General features: G+C 62.7%; 17 protein-coding genes. 5 read left to right on the forward strand and 12 right to left on the reverse strand.

Annotated features, from left to right (window positions below; genetic code table 11):
* Window positions 1-62 precede the first annotated feature (62 nt).
* Complete coding sequence (locus tag ACR65T_RS14150) at window positions 63-1,769, reverse strand: multiheme c-type cytochrome (RefSeq protein ID WP_434497079.1); 1,707 nt, start codon at window positions 1,767-1,769, stop codon at window positions 63-65.
* Window positions 1,770-1,926: 157 nt separating this feature from the next.
* Between ACR65T_RS14150 and ACR65T_RS14155 the strand changes: the two genes are divergently transcribed.
* Window positions 1,927-2,673, forward strand: coding sequence for a metallophosphoesterase (locus ACR65T_RS14155; protein WP_434497080.1), 747 nt, complete (start codon window positions 1,927-1,929; stop codon window positions 2,671-2,673).
* 4 nt (window positions 2,674-2,677) lie between these two features.
* Here the strand turns inward: ACR65T_RS14155 and ACR65T_RS14160 are convergent, their stop codons facing one another.
* Complete coding sequence (locus ACR65T_RS14160; protein WP_434497081.1) at window positions 2,678-3,052, reverse strand: YraN family protein; 375 nt, start codon at window positions 3,050-3,052, stop codon at window positions 2,678-2,680.
* 171 nt (window positions 3,053-3,223) lie between these two features.
* Complete coding sequence (gene rsmI / locus ACR65T_RS14165; protein WP_434497082.1) at window positions 3,224-4,138, reverse strand: 16S rRNA (cytidine(1402)-2'-O)-methyltransferase; 915 nt, start codon at window positions 4,136-4,138, stop codon at window positions 3,224-3,226.
* Window positions 4,139-4,321: 183 nt separating this feature from the next.
* Between rsmI and ACR65T_RS14170 the strand changes: the two genes are divergently transcribed.
* The gene (locus ACR65T_RS14170; protein WP_434497083.1) at window positions 4,322-5,551 is read left to right on the forward strand and encodes a penicillin-binding protein activator; all 1,230 of its coding nucleotides are present in this window, start codon (window positions 4,322-4,324) and stop codon (window positions 5,549-5,551) included.
* A gap of 93 nt (window positions 5,552-5,644) precedes the next feature.
* Window positions 5,645-6,127, forward strand: coding sequence for a hypothetical protein (locus ACR65T_RS14175; RefSeq protein WP_434497084.1), 483 nt, complete (start codon window positions 5,645-5,647; stop codon window positions 6,125-6,127).
* A 7-nt stretch (window positions 6,128-6,134) separates the two neighbouring features.
* On the opposite strand, the gene glyS is transcribed toward ACR65T_RS14175, so the two are convergent.
* From glyS to ACR65T_RS14200, 5 genes are all read right to left on the reverse strand, one after another.
* Entirely contained in the window at window positions 6,135-8,507 is a 2,373-nt protein-coding gene (gene glyS, locus ACR65T_RS14180) for a glycine--tRNA ligase subunit beta (RefSeq protein ID WP_434497085.1), read from the reverse strand.
* A 193-nt stretch (window positions 8,508-8,700) separates the two neighbouring features.
* Window positions 8,701-9,117 carry an endonuclease domain-containing protein gene (locus ACR65T_RS14185; protein ID WP_434497086.1) on the reverse strand — a complete coding sequence of 139 codons (417 nt, stop codon included), beginning with the start codon at window positions 9,115-9,117 and terminating at the stop codon, window positions 8,701-8,703.
* A gap of 76 nt (window positions 9,118-9,193) precedes the next feature.
* On the reverse strand, window positions 9,194-10,156 hold the full coding sequence (trxB, locus tag ACR65T_RS14190) for a thioredoxin-disulfide reductase (protein WP_434497087.1): 963 nt from the start codon (window positions 10,154-10,156) through the stop codon (window positions 9,194-9,196).
* Between the two features lie 147 nt (window positions 10,157-10,303).
* Window positions 10,304-10,729, reverse strand: coding sequence for a hypothetical protein (locus tag ACR65T_RS14195; RefSeq protein WP_434497088.1), 426 nt, complete (start codon window positions 10,727-10,729; stop codon window positions 10,304-10,306).
* Window positions 10,730-10,805: 76 nt separating this feature from the next.
* On the reverse strand, window positions 10,806-11,348 hold the full coding sequence (locus tag ACR65T_RS14200) for a hypothetical protein (RefSeq protein WP_434497089.1): 543 nt from the start codon (window positions 11,346-11,348) through the stop codon (window positions 10,806-10,808).
* Window positions 11,349-11,768: 420 nt separating this feature from the next.
* On the opposite strand from ACR65T_RS14200, the gene ACR65T_RS14205 reads away from it, so the two are divergent.
* Window positions 11,769-12,119 (forward strand): septal ring lytic transglycosylase RlpA family protein, encoded by a 351-nt coding sequence (locus tag ACR65T_RS14205; protein WP_434497091.1) that lies wholly within the window; start codon window positions 11,769-11,771, stop codon window positions 12,117-12,119.
* On the opposite strand, the gene ACR65T_RS14210 is transcribed toward ACR65T_RS14205, so the two are convergent.
* Complete coding sequence (locus tag ACR65T_RS14210; protein WP_434497092.1) at window positions 12,116-12,886, reverse strand: hypothetical protein; 771 nt, start codon at window positions 12,884-12,886, stop codon at window positions 12,116-12,118. The genes ACR65T_RS14205 and ACR65T_RS14210 overlap by 4 nt on opposite strands.
* Window positions 12,887-13,071: 185 nt before the next feature.
* Window positions 13,072-13,644 (reverse strand): hypothetical protein, encoded by a 573-nt coding sequence (locus ACR65T_RS14215; protein ID WP_434497093.1) that lies wholly within the window; start codon window positions 13,642-13,644, stop codon window positions 13,072-13,074.
* Window positions 13,645-13,911: 267 nt separating this feature from the next.
* Here ACR65T_RS14215 and ACR65T_RS14220 point away from each other — a divergent pair, with 267 nt between their 5' ends.
* Complete coding sequence (locus ACR65T_RS14220) at window positions 13,912-14,235, forward strand: GIY-YIG nuclease family protein (RefSeq protein WP_434497094.1); 324 nt, start codon at window positions 13,912-13,914, stop codon at window positions 14,233-14,235.
* A 583-nt stretch (window positions 14,236-14,818) separates the two neighbouring features.
* On the opposite strand, the gene ACR65T_RS14225 is transcribed toward ACR65T_RS14220, so the two are convergent.
* Together ACR65T_RS14225 and ACR65T_RS14230 are read right to left on the reverse strand one after the other, a co-directional pair.
* Window positions 14,819-16,240 (reverse strand): SIR2 family protein, encoded by a 1,422-nt coding sequence (locus tag ACR65T_RS14225; protein WP_434497095.1) that lies wholly within the window; start codon window positions 16,238-16,240, stop codon window positions 14,819-14,821.
* A 41-nt stretch (window positions 16,241-16,281) separates the two neighbouring features.
* Window positions 16,282-19,917 carry a vitamin B12-dependent ribonucleotide reductase gene (locus tag ACR65T_RS14230; RefSeq protein WP_434497096.1) on the reverse strand — a complete coding sequence of 1,212 codons (3,636 nt, stop codon included), beginning with the start codon at window positions 19,915-19,917 and terminating at the stop codon, window positions 16,282-16,284.
* Window positions 19,918-20,676 lie beyond the last annotated feature (759 nt).

Genomic DNA, 20,676 nt, shown 5'->3' on the forward strand with positions numbered 1-20,676 from the left:
CGGAGAAGGCCCCCTGGATTCCCGGTCGCGCATTCGCGCGCCGGGAATGATGGGCGAACCGTTTACCCGCCTTTGCGTTTGCGCATGAGCAGACCGGCGCCGGCAAGCACGGCCAGCAGTCCGAGGCCGCCCGCGAAGGCGCGGCGAGCCGGCGAGTCGAGATCGAGTTCGCCGCGCTTCTGGCCGGCGATGCGCTTCAGCTCGGCGCGGATTTCGGCGGCTTCGCGCAGCTTCGTATCCTCGTCGTTGATCTTCGCCGCCGCGCCGATGAGCTGCGACCAGCCTTCGGTATAGGTGTAGCCGCCGGGGTTCATATGCGCGAGCCCCTTGTAGTGCTTGATCTGATGATGCTCCCACATGTCGGCGAACACATATTCGATGGCGCTCGGATTATTGCCCTTCTGCCAGAACAGCTGGAAGAAGCCCCCCGCGTCGTCCTTCTCGGGCGCCGGCGGCGCCGGACGGTTCGTCGTCTGACCCGGCAGCAGCTTGTCGTTGTAGAGCTTCACCAAGACGCTGCGCGCCTTCTCGGTGATGTCGAGGCCGGAGACGATGCCCTTGTCCATGCCGTCGAGATAGGCGCGGGCGAAGCTGTCGGAATGGCAGTTGGAGCAGGTCGAAACCCACGACTCCTTGCGCTGCGTGAACCAGGGATGGTTCAAGTTTTCCGCGATCTTCGGCATCGGCACGAAGGCCCAGCGCGACTTGCGCACCATGTTGTGCGTGAATTTGCCTTCATACTCCATGTGGCAGAAGGCGCAGGTCGGGGCGTTCATATTGCCCTTTTCCATCGCGTCGGCGAGGCGGACGTTCCAGTCCCATGTGTCGCCGCGCGTCTGATAGATCGTGCCGTGCTTCGAGAGCATGTAGCCTTCGAATTCATTGTGATCGACGCCATTGTGGCAAATGGCGCAGGCCTGCGGCTTACGCGCCTGCACGGCCGAGAATTCGTGGCGCGTGTGGCAGGAGTTACACGTCGTTTGCGGCGTGTGGCAGAAGGTGCAGCCCTCCGCGACTTCGCGCTGCTCCATCGCCGCCCACACCGCGTTCTCGACATTGGCTTTCATCGAGAGAGCGTGTGAGGGATGACCGGGCTTCCACTGATCCTGCGGCCAGGTGAAGGTGTCGCGCTCGGACTCGCGTTCGGCGAACTGCTGCACATGGCACTGGCCGCAGGCGGCGGCGTCGGGCATGCGCAATTCGGTTTTATGCTGGCCATGATCCTTGCCGACTCCCATATGGCAGTCGATGCAGCCGACCTCCTTCAGCGGTTCGCCGTTCTTGAGCGTTCCCATCGAGCGGAGGTTGTTCTCGACCTCCGTGATCATCGCCTTCTTATAGGCGCGCGCATCCGAGTCCGGCAGATTGCGGATCGCGTCGAGATTGCCATGCACGCTGCCCTTCCAGCTATGCGTCCAGCCGGGCGTCACCTGGCTGTGGCATTCGACGCATTGCGCCCGCTGCGCGTCGACGTCGATCGTCTGCGGCGGCTTATAGAAATCATGCGGGTTGAGATATTTCGAGATCGGGATCGGCTCCCAATATTTCGAGAACGAGCCTTTGCCGGCGCCTTGTGATTCGTCGTAGTAGCGCTTGGTCAGCGCGTCATAGAGTTCCTTGGGCGAGGCGGTCTTCGCAAGACCCAGCGCCTTGAAGGTTTCATCCGGCGTATCCGCAAGGGCCGGCGCGCAGAGGACAAAGGTCACGGCGAACGCGAGGATCAGCGCGAGGCGAGCCGCGTAGTTAGAAACCCTTTGCGAATTCAGCATGCTCTCCCTCGCCCCTTCTGCGTCTGGCTGCATTGTCGGGGCCGAGGCGGCCAGAGGAAAGGACCACAGGCTTCCCCGCCGATGAGGCCACCCCCTCAGGCGCCCTATGGCTCGTCAAAACGCTTCCTGACGATAAATGATGACTTCGGGAGAAGCCATGACGACGCGTTGGTTCCCCTCCGCTTTGAAGACCGCCGAGGCGCCGCCCGGCATGCGCGTCTATGCGATCGGCGACATTCATGGCCGGGCCGATCTTCTGCACGTTCTCGCCGAAGCGATCGTCGAAGATCTTGCGGCGCGCCCCTGCCAACAGGCGGTCACCGTCTTCGTCGGGGACTATATTGACCGCGGACTTGGCTCCAACGGTGTTTTAAAGCGCTTGTCCACCGGGGATTTCCCAACGCCCATCGTGACCCTGCGCGGCAACCATGAAGAAGCGCTGCTGCGCTTCCTCAACGACGCCGCAGCGCTCGACGACTGGGTCGAAAACGGCGCGCTGACGACGCTGCATTCCTATGGCGTGGACGCCGGCGAGGAAGTCGCGCACGGCGGAGCGTCGCAGGTGCGCGTCAAATTTCTCGCGCATTTCCCGCAGGAACATCGCCGCTTTATCGAAGAAACGAGGCTATGGGCGGAATATGGCGGCTATTTCTTTTGCCACGCGGGCGTGCGGCGCAGCGCGCCGCTGCATTTGCAGGCTCCCCACGATCTGATGAACATCCGCGAGGGGTTTCTCGACTGCGGCGAGCCCTTCGGGAAGGTGATCGTGCATGGGCATACGCCGCATAACAACGTCGAGGATTTGCCCAACCGGATCAATCTCGACACCCATGCGGTGAGCAGCGGCGTGCTCACGGCGGTGGCGCTAGAGGGCTTTGAGCGGCGGTTTATCCAGACTGCATGAATGGTCAGCCGACGCGAAGCTCGAAGGCGTTTTCGAGATGGCGCGGCAGCCTGCCGGGCGCCAGAAAAATCGCGTCGGCGCGCAGCGTATAATTCATCGCCCAAGGGTTCGCGGCGAGCCAGCGACCTGCAGCCTGCGAGAAGCGGCGCTGCTTTTGCGACGTGATGGCGATGACGGCGTCATCGATAAGGCCGCGCGCTTTCACTTCGACGAAAACGATGGTGCGGCCGCGCCGCGCGACGATGTCGATTTCGCCGCCATGCGCGCGGAAATTGCGCGCCAGGATGTTATAGAGCCGCGCCCGCAGCCACAGCGTCGCCGCCGTCTCGGCGCGAAGGCCGTAGACATAAGCGGCGCGGCGGGCGCGGTCCTTCAACATTCTCTCCAATCGGGCGCGTAACCCTCTCCCAGGGGGAGAGGGTCGGTCCGAAGGACCGGGGTGAGGGGATAGAATCTCGCGGCGTCGCCGAATGCGCAAGAACCAGAGGGATGACCCCTCTCCCGGCCGCTTTGCGGCCACCCTCTCCTTTGGGAGAGGGTTAAGCGCGCCTCACTTCCCACGCCCGGCCGCCAGCTCCAGCGCCCGCGCGTAAACCTGCCGGCGCGGCTGGCCGGTCGCCGCTGAAACCACGCTCGCCGCGTCCTTCACCGAATGCGCCGTCAGCGCCGCTTCGATTTTGGCGTCGAGATCGGCGGCCGCGGTCTGCGCCGCGTCGGCGCCGGGCGGGGCGACGAGCAGCACGATCTCGCCCCGTGGCGGCTCCTCTTCGGCGAGCGTCGCCGCGAGTTCGTCGAGCGCGCCGCGCCGCACCGATTCGAACATTTTTGTCAGTTCGCGGGCGATCGCGGCATTGCGCTTGCCGAGAATCGCGGCGCAATCGGCGAGCGTCTCGACCAGTCGACGCGGGCTTTCGAAAAACACCAGCGTTCCGGGAATCTGGGCGAGTTCGGCGAGCCTTGCGCGCCGCGGCCCGCTTTTGTGGGGCAGAAACCCTTCGAAGAAGAAGCGGTCGGTCGGCAGTCCGGCGACAACCAGAGCGGCGAGCACGGCGGATGGGCCGGGCACCGACGTCACATGCACGCCTTTTTCGAGCGCCTCCTGGACGAGCCTGAAGCCAGGGTCGGAGACGAGCGGCGTGCCGGCGTCGGAGACGAGCGCGAGCTTCGCCCCCGCCTCGAGGCGCGCCAGAAGGTGAGGGCGGATCACTCTGGCGTTGTGCTCGTGATAGGCGACGAGCGGCGTCGAAATCCCGTAATGGGCGAGCAGCGTCTTGGTGACCCTTGTGTCCTCGGCGACCACCGCATCCGCCGCGGCGAGGGTGGAGAGCGCGCGAAACGAAACGTCCTTCAGATTGCCGATCGGAGTCGCGACAAGGTGCAGTCCCGGCTCGATTCTCTCGGCTTCGGCGCGCAGGCCGAAGGCGGTGTAGCTGGCAGCAGGCAGAGAAAGGGCCTCGATGGTCATGCGCGTCGCCGATCTTCGTTCGTTTAAAGATACTAGATGTTCGTTTAAAAGGACAAGCGCCAACTGCGCGCCAGCCGCAATTCCTCCAAATGGACCGTCTATTGACTTTCGGCTAGGGACTCGGACCCTTAGCGCACAATAGCCGCGCCATGGCGGGAGCCCCGGGCGCCGCAGGGGGTTTTCATGTCGACATCGTCTTCTCGCGCGCGCGCCGGCGCGTTCACGCGCGGCGCGGCCGTGACGAAGCGCGCCGCGCTCGTCGGCCTTGCGGCCACGCTCGCCGCCTGCAGTCCCACGAGCGGGCCGTGGGCGCCTGGCGCGCGCGATCTAAAGCTCAGCGGCGCGACCCAGACCGCCCCCGCGGAAAGCGAGACGATCGGAACAGGCGCGGTGAAAATCGCGCTGATCGTGCCGCTGACAGGCCCTTCAGGTCCGTCCTCCGTCGGCGCGTCGCTGCTCAACGCCGCAAAGCTCGCCTATGCCGACAGCGGCGCCAATGACGTGACGATCCTCGTCAAGGACGACCGCTCGACGCCGTCCGGCGCCGCCGCCGCCACTCAATCCGCGATCAACGAGGGCGCCGAGGTCATTCTGGGACCGGTGTTTGGCGCCGGCGTCAAGGAGGCGAGCCGCGTCGCGCGCTCCGCCAACAAGCCGATGATCGCCTTCTCCACCGACTCATCGGCCGCGGGCCGCGGCAGCTATCTGCTGTCCTTCCCGGTCGAGGGCTATGTCGACCGGGGCGTCAGCTTCGCGTCGCAGCACGGCAAGAAATCGATTGCGGCGCTGGTGCCCGAAAACGACTACGGCACCCTGGCCATGGCGCAGTTTCAGCAGAGCGCCGCGACGTACGGCATCCGCGTGCCGGTCATCGAGCGCTACAAGCCCGGCGCGTCCGGCGACTCTGTGAAGCGTCTCGCCGCCGCGCGCGACCAGTTCGACGCGCTGTTCATTCCCGAGCAGGCGGAGGCGATGCAGGCGGTGTCGAAGGAGCTCGTGGCGAATGGCATCGATTCCAAGAAGGTGCAGATTTTCGGCACGGGCCTGTGGAACGACGCGCGCACGCTGAGCCTGCCGGCGCTGCAGGGCGCCTGGTTCACGGCGCCGGAGAACGCCGGCTTCAACGCTTTCGCGCAGCGCTACAAGGCCAAATACGGGTCCGACCCGGCGCGCGTCGCGACGCTCGCCTATGACGCGGTGTCGCTCGCCATCGCGCTGTCGCGCTCGCAAGGATCGCAACGCTATTCGGAAAGCGTGCTGACCAATCCTTCCGGCTTCAACGGCGCCGACGGAGTCTTCCGCTTCAGGCCGGACGGCGGCAATGAACGCGGATTGTCGGTGCTCGAGATCGGCGGCGGTTCGGCGAAGATCATCTCGCCCGCGCCGCGTAATTTCACCGGGAATGGCGCGTAGCGGTTCGTTTCGCTCACCCTCGAGACGCGCCATTGTGGCGCTCTAAGTAGAGTGGGCTCAGTCAGCATTCATTGAATTCTATTGGAGGATATCATGGCGACCAACCGCACGAACGTCTATTCGCCCTCCGAGTTCCTGGAACGCCAGAGCGGCGACGCCTGTATGCTGCCGCTGACCGTCGTCGGCGTCTCAAAGCCGGGCGCGGACAAGAATTACATTTTGTTCGCTCTGGATGTCGCGCGGGACGTCTGGATTAACGTGCCCATCGCGCTTGTCGAAAACGTCGAGGTTTTGGGAGACGCGAAGTGCGGCGCGGACAGCTATCCGCATGTCCGCCTGCGCATGAAGGAGCCGAGTTCGCCCGAAGGTCAGGCCTTCGTCGCCTTCTTCAAGGGGATGGAGACCGCGCTTTTCGCGGTGATGCGCAAGGTGACGCCCATCTTGCAAGCGGCGGGAGAGGCAGGCCTGCGCGACGCGTGCCACGATTGCATTCATGCGTGCACGCTGATCGTTCTTCCGCCGGATGATCCGTTCGCGCAGATCACCTGCATGCTGAATTGCAGCGCTTGCCCCTGACAAACGCTTAAGCGGTCGCGCTTTCGCCTGCGATCTTGCCGAAATCGGCGACGCCCATCATCACGCGGCGCAGTTCGGCAAGAAGACGCAACCGGTTCAAGCGCAGATCGGCGTTCTCGGCGTTGACCGTCACATCGTCGAAGAAGACGTCGACCGGCTCGCGAAGTTTTGATAGCGCGCGCATGGCGCCGGCGAAATCTTCCTTCGAAAGATGTTCGGCGGTCTCTTCGCGGGCGCGGGCGATGGCGGCGGCAAGCTTATGCTCCTGCGGCTCGATGCGCAGGTTCGGCGCATGGCGATGCGCATAGGCGTCCGCGCCGTCCTTCTTCTCTTCGGCTTTCAGGATGTTGCTGGCGCGCTTATAGCCGGCGAGCAGATTCCTGCCGTCGTCGGTTGAGAGGAATGTGTCGAGCGCCTCGACCTTGCGCGTGATCATGAGCAGATCGTCCTGTAGCGGCGGGCCCCCTTCTCCCGCCTGCGGGAGAAGGTGGTCCGGCGAAGCCGGATCGGATGAGGGCAGAGCCCCCAGCGCCGCATCTATCAGATCGTATCGCGCCCCCTTGTCGCGCAAGTAGACCTTCAGGCGATCGATGAAAAATTCGAGCAGGTCTGTAGCATGGGCGAGAAGGATGCCTGGGGCTTCCACTCTAAAATATTGCTGGATGGGGGCGAGAGGCAGGTCACTATCTGCATTAGTTCGCTGCGTCATTTCAGCGAGAATGCCTTCCCGCAAAGCGTCCTTCTGTTCGACGCTAGGCGCGTCCTTAACGTGAGGTGCTGTAGCTGGCATCAGCAGATGACCTTCTAGCCACTTCCGGAACGGCGTCTCCGCATCAAACCAAACCATGCGCTGTGCGGCTGCGAAGACCACGAGCAGGCGAATCCTCAATCCATTCTCCAGCACGATCCGGATCACGCCCAGCGCCGCTCTTCGCAGCGCATAAGGGTCCTTGCTGCCCGTCGGTTTTTCATCGATCGCCCAGAAGCCGACGAGCGTGTCGAGCTTGTCGGCGAGCGCCACCGCAATCGACGCGGGATCGGTCGGGATGCGGTCGTTCGGCCCTTGCGGCTTGTAATGGTCCTCGATCGCCGCCGCGACGCTTGGGTCTTCGCCTTGCGCGCTTGCGTAATAGCGGCCCATAAGCCCCTGCAGTTCGGGGAATTCGCCGACCATTTCGGAGACGAGATCGGCCTTGCAGAGCGTCGCCGCGCGTTCGGCGAGAAAGGCGTCGGCGCCGACGTTTCGAGCGAGTTCTTTCGCCAGCGCCGCGATGCGCCTGACGCGCTCGCCCTGCGTGCCGAGCTTTTCGTGAAAGACGATGGCGTCGAGCTTCGGCAGACGGTCTTCGAGCCTTATCTTGAGATCGGTCTCATAGAAGAATTTCGCGTCCGACAGCCGCGCGGCGATGACGCGCTCATTGCCGGCGACGACCGTCGCGCCGCCGTCGGTGGCTTCGATGTTCGATACTAGAATGAAGCGGTTGGTGAGCGCGTCATCTTTGCGCAGCACGAAACATTTCTGATTCACGCGGATCGTCGCGCGGATGACTTCCGGCGGAATCAACAGAAAACTTTCGTCAAACGCGCCCATGAGCGTCACTGGCCATTCGACGAGGCCGGCGACTTCATCGAGCAAGGCAGCGTCCTCGACAAGCTCCAGCCCTTGCGCGAAGGCGAGATCCTTCGCGTCATGCAGGATGATGTCGCGCCGGCGCGCCGGATCGATGACGACTTTGGCGCGCTCCAGCGAGAGCGCATAATCCTCGAAGCGCTTCACGCGAATGGGCTGCGGCGCCAGGAAGCGATGGCCGTGGGTCACATTGCCAGACGCGATTCCGTCGACCTCGAAACGGACGATTTCGGGAGATTCCGTCTCGGGTCCGAAGGTCGCGACAATGGAATGGAGCGGTCGCACCCAGCGCAGCGAATCCCCGCGCTCGGACGCCGCGCCCCAGCGCATCGATTTCGGCCAGGGAAAGCTCTTGATGATCGCCGGCAGAATGTCAGCCAGAACGTCGATCGTCTGCGCGCCGGCGCGCTCGATGACCGCGACATAGAACTCGCCCTTTTTCGGATCCTTCGCGATTTTCGCCTGATCGAGCGAGGCGAGGCCGGCGCTTTTCAGAAACCCGGCGATCGCCGCCTCCGGCGCGCCGACGCGCGGACCTTTGCGCTCTTCGCGCAGATCCGGCTGGCGCGACGGCAAGCCCACCACTTGCAGCGCGAGACGGCGCGGCGTCGCATAAGCGGCGGCGCCCTCGTACGTCAGGCCGCGATCGACGAGCGCATTGGTGACGAGCCGCTTCAGATCGTCAGCCGCCTGCCGCTGCATGCGCGCCGGAATTTCTTCGGAGAAGAGTTCGAGAAGGAGATCGGACATTGGCGGAGACTATTCCCCCAGGGGAATCGGGTGAAGGATTGTTTTCCTCACCCTCATCCTGAGGAGCCGCCGCAGGCGGCGTCTCGAAGGGCGAGGGTGAGGACAAAACACGCGAAAACGGGCTTCCTCGTCCTTCGAGACGCGTGCTGCGCACGCTCCTCAGGATGAGGAAGCCCTTACCCGATTCCCCTGTCTATTCCCCTCCCCCCGCTAGCGGTGGGGAGGGGTTAGGGGTGGGGGGCTCTGGCGTTTGGTAGAGCGCGGCGCAGATCGTGTCCACAACGCTTTCGAGATTGCGCAAAACCTCGTGATTCCAAAACCGCAACATGCGGTAGCCGCTTATCTCAAGAAATCGCGTGCGCTTTTCATCGCGCAGCGCTTCAGCGTCGAAGCCATGCTGCTCGCCGTCTAGCTCGACGACGATGCGCGTGTGATGACATGCGAAATCCGCGAAATAGGGGCCGATCGGCGCCTGTCGGCGGAAATGAACATTTTTGATTTCAAGTTGTCGGAGCTGTGTCCAAAGCCGACGTTCGGCCGGCGTCGCTTCGCGGCGCAATTTTCGGGCGCGGGGCGTTCGAGGGTCTGAACGATCTGTTTTGTCGTTCATTGCGCGACCCCCACCCCTAGCCCCTCCCCGCCGCAAGCGGGGGGAGGGGAATGCAAACGCCCAGTGCGACAATATCTCAGGCGATTTCCTTGACCGCCGGCTTCGGCGCGTCGAGCAGAAACTTCTCGACTTCGAGCGCCGCCATGCAGCCGAGGCCCGCCGCGGTGACCGCCTGACGATAGACGTCGTCGGCGACGTCGCCGGCGGCGTAGACGCCCGGCATGCTGGTGCGCGTCGATCCGGGCTCGACGGCGATGTAGCCGGACGGTTTGATCGTCAACTGGCCGCGGAACAGTTCGGATGCGGGCGAATGGCCGATGGCGACGAAGACGCCGTCCGCGGCAAGCGTGTGGATCGCGCCGGTCGCGACATTCTTGACGCGCGCGCCGGTGACGCTCAGCGGGTTCTCGTCGCCGACGATCTCGTCGATGACGTGATTGAAGAGTATCGAAACGTTTTCCTGCGCCAGCAGACGCTTCACCAATACGCGCTCGCTGCGGAATTCGTCGCGGCGGTGGATGATCGTCACATGCGACGCGAGATTGGAAAGATACAGCGCTTCCTCAACCGCGCTGTTGCCGCCGCCGACGACAAGCACTCTCTTGCCACGGAAGAAAAACCCATCGCAGGTTGCGCAGGCGGAGACGCCGAAGCCCTTGAACTTTTCCTCGCTCGGCAGACCCAGCCATTTCGCCTTGGCGCCGGTGGCGATAATGAGCGAGTCGCAAGTGTATGACTTGCCCGAATCTCCGGTGAGCCTGAACGGCCGCTCGTCGAGATGCGCCTCTACGATATGATCGGAGACGAGCTTCGTCCCGACATGTTCGGCCTGCAGGCGCATCTGCTCCATGAGCCAGGGCCCCTGGATCGGCTCGGCGAAACCGGGATAGTTCTCGACATCGGTGGTGATCATGAGCTGGCCGCCCTGATCGAAGCCGGCGATGAGCATCGGCTCGAGCAGCGCACGGGCGGCGTAGATCGCCGCCGTATAGCCGGCTGGGCCGGAGCCGATGATGATGACGCGCGCATGCTGCGGCATGAGGTGGCCTCGCGAGTGACGACGCCCGCAATCTAGTCATTATCAGCGTCGCCGCAACCGCTCGGGCGCCGGCGAGGCGGCCAATACAAAACGCCCTCCCGGAAAATCGGAAGGGCGCTTAAGCAGGCCGCCGCGTGGAAGTCCGGCTTACCAGCCCCAACCGCCGTCGCCGCCCCAGCCCGGGCAGACATTCATCCATTGGCGTCGCCAGCCCCAATGGGTCCACACCCTGCGGAGCTGATAGCAGTCGCCATAGCCGGCGTTGGCGTAGCTGGGCCAGCCCCCGCCCCAACCAACGCCCGCGCCGTATCCAGGCGAATAGGCGGGCAGGTCGGTGCGGTAATAGCTCCAGCCCCAAGGCTGGCCCCAGCCCACGGGCCTGCCCCAGCCGCCCCGACCGCCCCAGCGGCCGGCCCAGTGGACGCCGGGCAGTATGGCGCTCTGGAAGCCGCCGCCGCCCCAGCCGAAGCCATGCCATCCGTCCCATCGCTGCGCCTGCGCGACGCCGGAATGGGCCATCAACCCGATGAGCAGAGCGCTTGTCGCTGCCGCCGCTTTAATTGATTTCGACATGTCCAGCTCCTCCCCAATGCAAAAGCGCCCTCCCGAAATCGGAAGGGCGCGTCAAAAGTTGAGGGTGGAAGCCGGCCTACCAGCCCCAACCGGTGTTCCAGCCTCCCCAGCCGCCGCCCCAGCCGGAGCAGACGTTGACCCACTGGGGCCGCCAACCCCAATTGGTCCACACGTTGCGCAGCTGATAGCAGCCGCCGTAGCCGATGTTGGAATAATAGGGCGAACCCCAACCCAAGCCGTATCCGGCGCCGATCAGGCCCGCGCCATACCCTGGCCAATAGGAGCGCGCCCACGGGCGTCGCCAGCCCCATCCGCCGCCACGCCATCCGCCGCCCCATCCGGCGCCGCGCCAGCCGCCGCCCCAGCCCCCGCCGCGCCAGCCGCCGCCGCCCCAGCCGCCTCTAAAGCCGCCGCCGGGCAGAACCGCGCCACGGAAACCGCCGCCCCTGAAGCCGCCAAATCCGCCGCCGAAGCCGCCGCCGCCTCTGAACCCACCGAAACCGCCGCCGCCTCGGAAGCCGCCAAAACCGCCCCTTTGCGCCTCAGCGATGCCTGTATGGGCCAGCAACCCGATAACCAGTGCGGCCGTCGCGACCGCCGTTTTGACCGATTGAGACATGTCCAGCTCCTGATCGTTGTCTCAACGCAATTGCGCTGGCGGGCGAAAATCCACGCGCGGTCCTGGCGCGCTGAATATTCGCCGCCAACCCCGCCAACGTCACTAAATCGCGCGCGGCGCGCGCACTTCAAGAAGCGCTGCATTCGACGCTTGAGCAGGGGAAGGAGTCTCCTGCTGAAAATACTTCTGGTGTGTTGCGCATATGTCGCAGACCTAAAAGAGGCGTTTACGCAAAGCGGTCATGTCGATCAAAGACAAGAATAAGCAGTAATGGAACAATATTGGTTTAAACGCGGTTGCATAATTCTTTGAAGTATTCAGCGGATGGCGGCGTGACGCTTCTGATCTCGCCATTGTTTGGTCACGAGCGATTTCTATTGGCGACAGGTCCGCCCTGCGGCCCTTGGCAAGGAGAATGTTGTGAAAAAGCGTATGTCGGGAGTTTTGGCCCTCGGGTTCGCGAGCCTATTCGCATCGGCCGTGGCGCAAGCGGGCGATTGGGTCGGCCAAGCGTCCTATTACGCGCACAGGGGGCGCACGGCGAGCGGCGCGCATGTCGGCGCCCTTACGGCCGCGCATCGGACATTGCCCTTTGGCTCGAAGGTGCGGGTGACCAATCTGCGCAACAATCGTTCGATCGTCGTCACGGTGAACGATCGCGGGCCGTTTACGCGCGGCCGGGTTATTGATGTCTCAGTCGCGGCGGCTGACAGCCTCGGATTCAGATCGGCTGGCGTCGCCCAGGTCAAAATCGAGCCGATCGCCGACTAATATCGCCACCATAATGCGCTGATCAGGCCGCGCTCGGCGGGTGAGTTGACGCCGCCGATCGCGGCGATCGCGCCGATCTGCAACGAAAGCGACGCGGTCACGTCGTAGACCGCGCTCAGCTGAAATTTCTGCGCGGCGACGACGCCCGCCGGGCCGCCTCTCGGCGCAAAGCCGGAGAAGCTTTGGGCGAGAAGCAGGATCGCGGGCAGGGGGCGTAGGCCGGCGGTGAGATCGGCGCGGATCTCGTCGCCATTCTGTCCGCGCGACCGATAACCCAGCTGCGCGTCGACAAAGCCGGGAAAGCCGAAAAGCTCGAAGGGCCGGCCGACGAGCAGCCGCAGGTCGGCCTGCACGGGATCGCGCATATCGAGGAATCGCCGCGCGGCCGGCGAGGCCGCACGCAGGCCCGCCTGCAGCGAGACAATATAACCGCCCCAGGTGAAGAGCAGCGTCCGGGCGCCAAACGCGCCTAGCCCCAGGCCTTCATAGCGTGCGCCCGACGGCCCGCGCAGCGACAGCGGCAGGCCAGCCTTGGCTTCCTCGATGAGCAGGTTGAGGTGGTCGTAGGGCGCCGCGGCGCCCCGGAAATTCATGTAGCCGCCTTCGGCGACGATCGTCAGCCAATCGAAGAGGCCGTGCTCGACGTATACCTGCGTCTCGAACTTGCGATAGGAGGGCGTCTGGATCAGGCGGCCGCTGGCGTCATAGGCTTTGCGCGCGTCGGCGAAGGTCGTGGTGACGATCGCCTGTCCTGCGCCGGGCGGCATGAGCCAAGCGCCAGCGAAGGCCGACCGCGCCGCAACGGCCCAAAAGCAAAAAACAATGAAAATCGCCAAGACACGCATGGAGACACGCATGGCGCCACGCAAAGCAAAAACCCGCCCGCCGCCGAACGGCCGCGGGCCTTGCTATGCTAAAAGCGATGCGCGCTGTTGACAATCGACGGCTGCGCTTATGCCCCCACATGCGCATGCACGTCGCGTCCGCCGTGACGCCGCATGATCTCCATCGCCGCGCGTTCGCGCTCATCGTTCCAGACGCGGGCCCAAAGCAGCAGTCCGCCATGCTTCAACTGCGACTGCGCCCATTTGGTCTGGCGGTCGCCGACGAGCTTCGACGCCAGCAGGCCCAAAACCCCGGCGCCGCCGCCGGTCAGCAGTCCGACCGCGATGGCGCTGGTCAGCGACAGGCCCCAGGCAAGGGAGACTCCGGCGCCGATGAGGACGCCGACGTAGAACAGCACGCCGACGATCGAGGCCTTGCCGATATTGAGCGACTCGCTGTCGATGTAAGGCGTGCGCGGCGCTCTGGGGCTGTCTTCAAGCGAGTCGGCGCTCACGTCCTTGTCGCCGAGCTTTTCGCGCACTTTGTCCTCTTCGGCGAGAAGGCTGATCTCCGAGCGGTCGAAACCGCCGGTGAGCAGATCGTCGATCGCCGACTGCAGCGTGTCGACGGTGTCGAACAGGCCGACGACCTCGCGCAGCTCATGGCGTTCTTCAGGGGTGGTGGCTCTCTTCGCGTCCATGTTTCTTGCTCCTGCGCGGCGATTTGGCGCGCGGCCGCGCTCTTGATTAAACAGAGCGGCGCGCCCGGTCTTCAAGAGGCGTCGGGCAGGGAAAATTGTGGGGAGGGGGAAAAGCTGGCGGCCTATGCGCCGACGGTCGCCCCTCGCACTTCGAGACGCGAGCGTCGCGCGCGTAATCACGTCTTCCGATCCCAACTGGACATGCCAAAATGCAGTCCTCATCCTGAGGAGCCGCCGAAGGCGGCGTCTCGAAGGACGAGGACTGCGATGCAGATCGAGGGCGCGAGCGTTTATGTCCTGCTCTGCGCGGACGGCAGCTATTACGCCGGGCTGACGCGCAAAGAGGTCGAAACCCGCGTCAGCGAGCACAATCTCGGGATCAACGCCGATTACACGGCGCGGCGGCGACCGGTGAAGCTGGTCTGGTCCGAACATTTTGAACTGTTGACAGAGGCCATCGCCACGGAACGGCGCATCAAGGGCTGGAGCCGCGCGAAGAAAGAGGCGCTGATCCGCGGCGACTACGATGCGCTGCCGGAGCTGTCGGCGAGACGGAACAAGAAGGGCGACCACGGGCGGTCCTCATCTTGAGAAGCGCCAAAAAGCAGTCCTCATCCTAAACAAGCAGTCCTCATCCTGAGGAGCGCCCGCAGGGCGCGTCTCGAAGGACGAGGACTCCGCCGTTCAGAATTTGCGCTTCGCGCGACCGACGCTGCTGTCGAATTTTTTTGCAGACTGGAGTCGGCCCCTCGTCCTTCGAGACGCCTGCTGCGCAGGCTCCTCAGGATGAGGCGCCTTATGTTGCGCGGCGTGCAAAGTGTTATCGACGCTTTCCGCTCGCGGCCAAAGAGCGCCAATAAGCAGTCCTCATCCTGAGGAGCGCCCGTAGGGCGCGTCTCGAAGGACGAGGACTGCGCGACTCAGAATTTGCGCTTCGCAGAAAGCATGCGGTTGCTGATTGTCCGCTATTGGAGGCGGCCCCTCGTCCTTCGAGACGCGAGCTTCGCTCGCTCCTCAGGATGAGGGGCCTTGGGTTGCGCTGCGTCCAGCGTGAACATTCCGAATATGCCACTGCGTTCCGATTTCAACCTTGAAGCGCCACAAGCAGTCCTCATCCTGAGGAGCGCCCGAGGGCGCGGCTCGAAGGACAATGACTGCGACATGACTCCGACATCTAAGCCGCCGCTCTCGGTTGAGTCGACGGTGGAGCTTTTGGAGGTTCTTTCTTTTTTTTAAGGTTCACCTCATAGGGCTCGTTGGCAAGAACCTTTTTAAAGAGCGCGAACGCTTCCTCGGAGTACTTGTGGAAAGGACCACTTTCGCCAAGCTTGATACCGCAGTGATATTGATTGTCCGATTCCTTAATATTTACGCCGGAGGCGTTCTCTATTATGTCGATCGCTTTGTGAGCTTTATGCCAAGATGCATAACCGAGCTTCTTACCAAGTTGAGTCAGAGAATAAGGATAATTCGCGGCAACCTGAGAGGGCTCCGAGATGGTTGTGAGCCCGAAGAGTTTCGCGAAGCCCTCGTTGTTTTCTACCGCGTGTTCCAACATCGAAAAATCGGCTTCGATGACTCTCCTTGGGATGTCGTGACGAACGAGATCGTAGGAGCGGCTTAAAAGCGCGCGGAGAATCCGTGGGCTAACTGCGTTCAAAGACTGGTGTGCACCGAATGCTTCAAAGACCCAGACAAATTCGTCGGTCTCGATGGCTTTGATGCGAACACTCTTACCACCTTCAATTTCGATCAGTTTCTCGCGCGCTGGGTTTGTCGGGGGGCTCTTTCGCCATTCCAAGATGTAGACGTTCGGAATGATACCGCCCGTAACGGGTAACGCTTCGTCGATATCAGACAGAATAGCCCGGATATTAGGGTCGTTCGCGCTATAACCGAGAAACAGTAGAGGGTGTTCACAAAAGAATGTCAGCAATTTTCCGCTAAGATACTTTTTCCGCTTTGTAAACGATGCGTAATCATCTTCGGTGAAGATCAAGCTCTGGAAGTCAGATACGCATCCATGAATTTTGAATATCTCACCTACAGAGAGATTGGCACCTTGGATAATCTGTTGCCCAATAATTGGAGTGAATTCAGGAAAAATTTCCTCGATGAATTGGTCGTAGTTGGTCGTAATGATCGCGTGTGGGCGGATGCTTTTGATCGCGGCAATTTCTTTCGCCAGTTCAGGGTTGTCGCTTTCTGCTGTCTTAGGAGTCAGGCTCTTAAGATGTTCCGCGATAGCGAATTTGATATATGCGTCCGCCGGGATCTCTTCCTTAAACAACTCCTTTGGAAACTTGTTGTGCCCTGCACTCCATGCCCACTCCCTATACAGTTTTGCGAACTCGGAACCGATCTTCAAGGGATTGCCGTGGAGCTGCTTATAATAAGCGTATTCTTTCTCGATTAGCGGACAGTTCGCAGCGAGGTGAGACAAAAGTTCATCCCAACTCGGACCTGAGAAATGCCGCCGCGACAGTCCCGACCCGATAAAAAGAATTGGCTGGCAGCACTTTTCCTGGAGGCACGTCGCAATGTCCTCGGCGACCTCTACTCGGTAATGGTCGAGCTTCATTTTGTCTGCTGACATATCTGCGATCCGCGAATCGTTTCAGTGATATCGTTTCGTAATTACGAACACCCCGTGGTCGCGCCGCAGGTCTCGCACTTGAGGCAAGTGCCGTTGCGCACCAGCGTGAAATTCGCGCATTCGGGACAGGCTTCGCCGACATAGCCTTTCATGCGCGCTTCAGCGCGCTTCTCGGCGACGCCGGTGACGGTTTTCGTCGGTTCGGTCCAGCCGAGCGTCGAGGTCGGATCGTCCGCGTCCGGCGCCGCGTCCGGCGTCTCGCGCAAAGCGACCGCTCCGCCTTGCACCACCATCAGCCGGTCGGTCTTGGAGCGCAGCAGACCGCGTGAGACGACGGAATTCGTCTCGGGCGCCTTGCCCTCATGCTGGCCCTTGCCGAGCACGTCATGGCCGACGTCTTCGGGCGAGACATGCGCGAGATCGTTGCGGCCGAGATAGGAGACGGCGAGTTCGCGGAACACATAGTCGAGGATCGACGTGGCGTATTTGATCGCGTCATTGCCCTGCACCGGACCCGCGGGCTCGAAGCGGGTGAAGGTGAAGGCGTCGACATATTCCTCGAGCGGCACGCCATATTGCAGGCCGAGCGAAATCGCGATGGCGAAATTATTCATCAGGCTTCGGAAGGCCGCGCCCTCCTTGTGCATGTCGATGAAGATTTCGCCGAGCCGCCCGTCTTCATATTCGCCCGTGTGCAGATAGACCTTGTGGCCGCCGACCGTCGCCTTCTGAATGTAACTCTTGCGCCGGTTCGGCAGCTTCTCGCGCTCGCGGATCACCTGATGCACGACGCGCTCGACGATGCGTTCGGCGATGGCCGCCGCGCGCGCCGGCATATTGGCGGTCACGAGTTCCTCGACGACGTCCATCGCGTCGATGTCGTCGTCGCCGGCGATGAGCTGCGCCGAGAGCGGCTGCGAGAGCTTGGAGCCGTCGCGATAGAGCGCGTTGGCCTTGAGCCCGAGGCGCCACGACAGCAGATAGGCCTGTTCGCAATCCTCGATCGAGGCGTCATTGGGCATATTGATGGTCTTGCTGATCGCGCCCGAGATGAAGGGCTGCGCCGCCGCCATCATGCGGATATGCGAGTCGACCAGAAGATAGCGCTTGCCGGTGCGCCCGCAGGGATTGGCGCAATCGAACACCGGATAATGCTCGCGCTTCAAATGCGGCGCGCCTTCCAGAGTCATCGCGCCGCAGATATGGACATTCGCGGCGTCGATGTCGGCGCGCGAGAACCCCAGATGCGTCAGCAGATCGAAGTTCTTGTCGTCGAGCGCGGCCGCTGGAACTTTCAACACGCCGGTGAGAAAGTCCTGCCCGAGCGTCCATTTGTTGAAGACGAATTTGATGTCGAAGGCGCTGCGCAGCGCTCCTTCCACCGCCGCGATCTTCTCGTCCGTGAAACCCTTCGCCCGCAGGCTCGTGGTGTTGATCGCCGGCGCGTTGGAGAGCGAGGCGTGGCCGACGGCATAGGCCTCGATCTCGGCGATCTCGCTCTCGCGATAGCCGAGCGAGCGCAGCCCTTCCGGCACGGCGCGGTTGACGATCTTGAGATAGCCGCCGCCGGCGAGCTTCTTGAATTTGACGAGCGCGAAATCGGGCTCGATGCCGGTGGTGTCGCAATCCATCACCAGGCCGATGGTGCCGGTCGGCGCGACGACAGTGACCTGCGCATTGCGATAGCCGTAGAGTTCGCCTTGCGCGAGCGCCTTGTCCCAGGCGGCGCCGGCGCGCTCGACCAAGAGCGGATCGGGGCAGGAGGCGACGTCGAGCGGCACGGGCGTGATCGCGAGCTGCTCATAGCCGACGCGTTCGCCATGCGCGGCGCGGCGATGATTGCGGATGACCCGCAGCATCGCTTCGCGATTTTCCATGAAGCGCGCGAAGGGGCCGCGCTCCTTGGCCATTTCGGCGGAGGTTGCGTAGCACACGCCCGTCATGATCGCCGACAGCGCGCCGGCGATGGCGCGGCCGGCGTCACTGTCATAGGCGACGCCAGACGACATCAAGAGGCCGCCGACATTGGCGAAGCCGAGGCCCAGCGTGCGGTAGTCGTAGGAGAGCTGCGCGATTTCCTTTGAGGGAAACTGCGCCATCAGCACCGAGATTTCGAGCACGACTGTCCAGAGCCGCACGGCGTGCTCATAGGACTCGACGTCGATGCGCTTCGTCTCGAGATCGCGGAACTGCAGCAGATTGAGCGAGGCGAGGTTACAGGCCGTGTCGTCGAGGAACATATATTCCGAACACGGATTGGACGCGCGAATGGGGCCGCCCGCCGGGCAGGTGTGCCAGTCGTTGATCGTCGTATGGAACTGGATTCCCGGATCGGCGGACGCCCAGGCGGCGTAGCCGATCTTCTCCCACAGATCGCGGGCTTTCAGCGTCTTCGCCGTCTTGCCGTCGAGGCGCTTGATAAGGCTCCAGTCGTCGTCCTTCTCGACCGCCTGCAGGAACGCGTCCGTGACGCGCACGGAGTTGTTGGAGTTCTGACCCGAGACGGTGAGATAGGCTTCGCTGTCCCAGTCCGTGTCATAGGTGTCGAAGTGAATGTCCTTGTAGCCCTGCTTGGCGAATTGAATGACGCGCTTGATGTAATTGTCCGGCACGTCGTTTTTGCGCGCGAGCTTGATCTCGCGTTTCAGCGCCGGATTGATCTCGGGGTTGAAGCAGTCGTCGCCGGGGCCTTCGCAGTTCATGCAGGCGCGCATGATCGCCTTCAAATGCTTCTTGACGATCTTGGAGCCGGTGACCAGCGAGGCGACCTTCTCTTCCTCCTTCACCTTCCAATCGATGAAGGCTTCGACGTCGGGATGGTCGATGTCGACGACGACCATTTTCGCCGCGCGCCGCGTCGTGCCGCCGGATTTGATCGCGCCCGCCGCGCGGTCGCCGATCTTGAGGAAGGACATCAGGCCGGAGGACGAGCCGCCGCCCGAAAGCTTCTCCTTCTCGCCGCGCAGCTTGGAGAAATTGGTGCCGGTGCCGGAGCCATATTTGAACAGCCGCGCCTCGCGCACCCAGAGATCCATGATGCCGCCGTCATTGACGAGATCGTCGGCGATCGACTGGATGAAGCAGGCGTGCGGCTGCGGATGCTCATAGGCCGACTTCGACTTCACCATCTTGCCATTGGCGTAGTCGACGTAGAAATGCCCCTGGCTCGGCCCGTCGACGCCGTAAGCCCAGTGCAGGCCGGTGTTGAACCATTGCGGCGAATTGGGCGCCGCCATCTGCATGGCGAGCATGTAGCGAAGCTCGTCGCTGAACGCCTGGGCGTCTTCCTCGGCGTCGAAATAGCCGCCCTTCCAGCCCCAATAGGTCCAGGCGCCGGCGAGACGGTCGAAGACCTGCTTGGCCGAGATTTCGGAGCCGTTGCGCTGGTCCTTGGGGAGTTCGCTGAGCGCTTCCGTATCGGCGACGGAGCGCCACAGGAAGGACGGAACGGCGTTTTCCTCGACGCGCTTCAAGCGCGCCGGCACGCCGGCCTTGCGGAAATATTTCTGCGCCAGAACGTCGGCGGCGACCTGGCTCCACTGGTTCGGGACGTCGATATTGTCGAGAGAAAAGACAATCGAGCCGTCGGGGTTGCGGATCTCGCTCTTCGTCGTGCGGAACGGGATGTTCGCATAAGGAGATTCGCCCGCCTTGGTGTAGCGCCGCTCAATTTTCATCGCCCCATCCCTTTTTTAGCGCAGACGTCCGCCCGCGCGCGACCGTTCGCCGGCCCGCGACGCAAATCTCACTTGTTGCGTTTCAACTGTTACAAATGACGGCTGTCGGGGCTCTTCTATTGAAGGTGACAGCGCCCGTCGGCTTGACGCGACCACAACACCGCACCTCTTGCGCAACACTGCGCAACGTTGGGCGGTTTCATTCGGCCACCGACATGCCATTTGATGACTCTCACTCGCTGTGGAGTCAATAACGCTACCGCAACAGCGCACGATATGTTGTGATTTGTAGCGCGTATGTCACAACATATCGTTAATGTAGGGGGTACAAGGGCGGAATCCACCGCGACTCTCGATATCCAAGCTTCACGAGCTTGGCTCGAGATCGCCATCTGCGACCGAGCGACGCCCTGTCATTCCCTTGGGTCGCCGTCCTGAAAGCAATAAGACACTGTGCCGCAAGCTTGGCACTTATAGATCGGACCGAGTGGAGTAAGCGCAGGTTCACCGCAAGTTGAACAAGGAGGGCTGATAAACCGCCGGCGAATGCCCGCTTCTGCGCTTTGGACGCTGGCGATGAGAGCTTCCGTCAGCAGGCGACTTTTCGTGACGGCGCTGAAGCGCGCGTCAAGATCCACTAATTCTTTCCGATAGCCGTTCGACATAGGTCGCTTCCTTTGGCGTGAAACATGCGTTTGTTTGGCCCGCAGCCGCTAGCCGGCCCGAGACTCAATCGATGCCCAATCCCGGAACTCGAAC

It is taken from the genome of Methylocystis sp. (assembly GCF_051061285.1).
Classification (GTDB): domain Bacteria; phylum Pseudomonadota; class Alphaproteobacteria; order Rhizobiales; family Beijerinckiaceae; genus Methylocystis.

What these genes read in the sequence shown, in the direction of transcription:
- ACR65T_RS14215 (WP_434497093.1), bottom strand. Translation starts at nt 13,644, where the DNA reads ATGGACGCGAAGAGAGCCACCACCCCTGAAGAACGCCATGAGCTGCGC.
- ACR65T_RS14185 (WP_434497086.1), bottom strand. Translation starts at nt 9,117, where the DNA reads ATGAACGACAAAACAGATCGTTCAGACCCTCGAACGCCCCGCGCCCGA.
- ACR65T_RS14155 (WP_434497080.1), top strand. Translation starts at nt 1,927, where the DNA reads ATGACGACGCGTTGGTTCCCCTCCGCTTTGAAGACCGCCGAGGCGCCG.
- ACR65T_RS14200 (WP_434497089.1), bottom strand. Translation starts at nt 11,348, where the DNA reads ATGTCTCAATCGGTCAAAACGGCGGTCGCGACGGCCGCACTGGTTATC.
- ACR65T_RS14170 (WP_434497083.1), top strand. Translation starts at nt 4,322, where the DNA reads ATGTCGACATCGTCTTCTCGCGCGCGCGCCGGCGCGTTCACGCGCGGC.
- ACR65T_RS14210 (WP_434497092.1), bottom strand. Translation starts at nt 12,886, where the DNA reads ATGCCGCCCGGCGCAGGACAGGCGATCGTCACCACGACCTTCGCCGAC.
- trxB (WP_434497087.1), bottom strand. Translation starts at nt 10,156, where the DNA reads ATGCCGCAGCATGCGCGCGTCATCATCATCGGCTCCGGCCCAGCCGGC.
- ACR65T_RS14230 (WP_434497096.1), bottom strand. Translation starts at nt 19,917, where the DNA reads ATGAAAATTGAGCGGCGCTACACCAAGGCGGGCGAATCTCCTTATGCG.
- rsmI (WP_434497082.1), bottom strand. Translation starts at nt 4,138, where the DNA reads ATGACCATCGAGGCCCTTTCTCTGCCTGCTGCCAGCTACACCGCCTTC.
- ACR65T_RS14220 (WP_434497094.1), top strand. Translation starts at nt 13,912, where the DNA reads ATGCAGATCGAGGGCGCGAGCGTTTATGTCCTGCTCTGCGCGGACGGC.
- ACR65T_RS14150 (WP_434497079.1), bottom strand. Translation starts at nt 1,769, where the DNA reads ATGCTGAATTCGCAAAGGGTTTCTAACTACGCGGCTCGCCTCGCGCTG.
- ACR65T_RS14160 (WP_434497081.1), bottom strand. Translation starts at nt 3,052, where the DNA reads ATGTTGAAGGACCGCGCCCGCCGCGCCGCTTATGTCTACGGCCTTCGC.
- ACR65T_RS14225 (WP_434497095.1), bottom strand. Translation starts at nt 16,240, where the DNA reads ATGTCAGCAGACAAAATGAAGCTCGACCATTACCGAGTAGAGGTCGCC.
- glyS (WP_434497085.1), bottom strand. Translation starts at nt 8,507, where the DNA reads ATGTCCGATCTCCTTCTCGAACTCTTCTCCGAAGAAATTCCGGCGCGC.
- ACR65T_RS14195 (WP_434497088.1), bottom strand. Translation starts at nt 10,729, where the DNA reads ATGTCGAAATCAATTAAAGCGGCGGCAGCGACAAGCGCTCTGCTCATC.
- ACR65T_RS14175 (WP_434497084.1), top strand. Translation starts at nt 5,645, where the DNA reads ATGGCGACCAACCGCACGAACGTCTATTCGCCCTCCGAGTTCCTGGAA.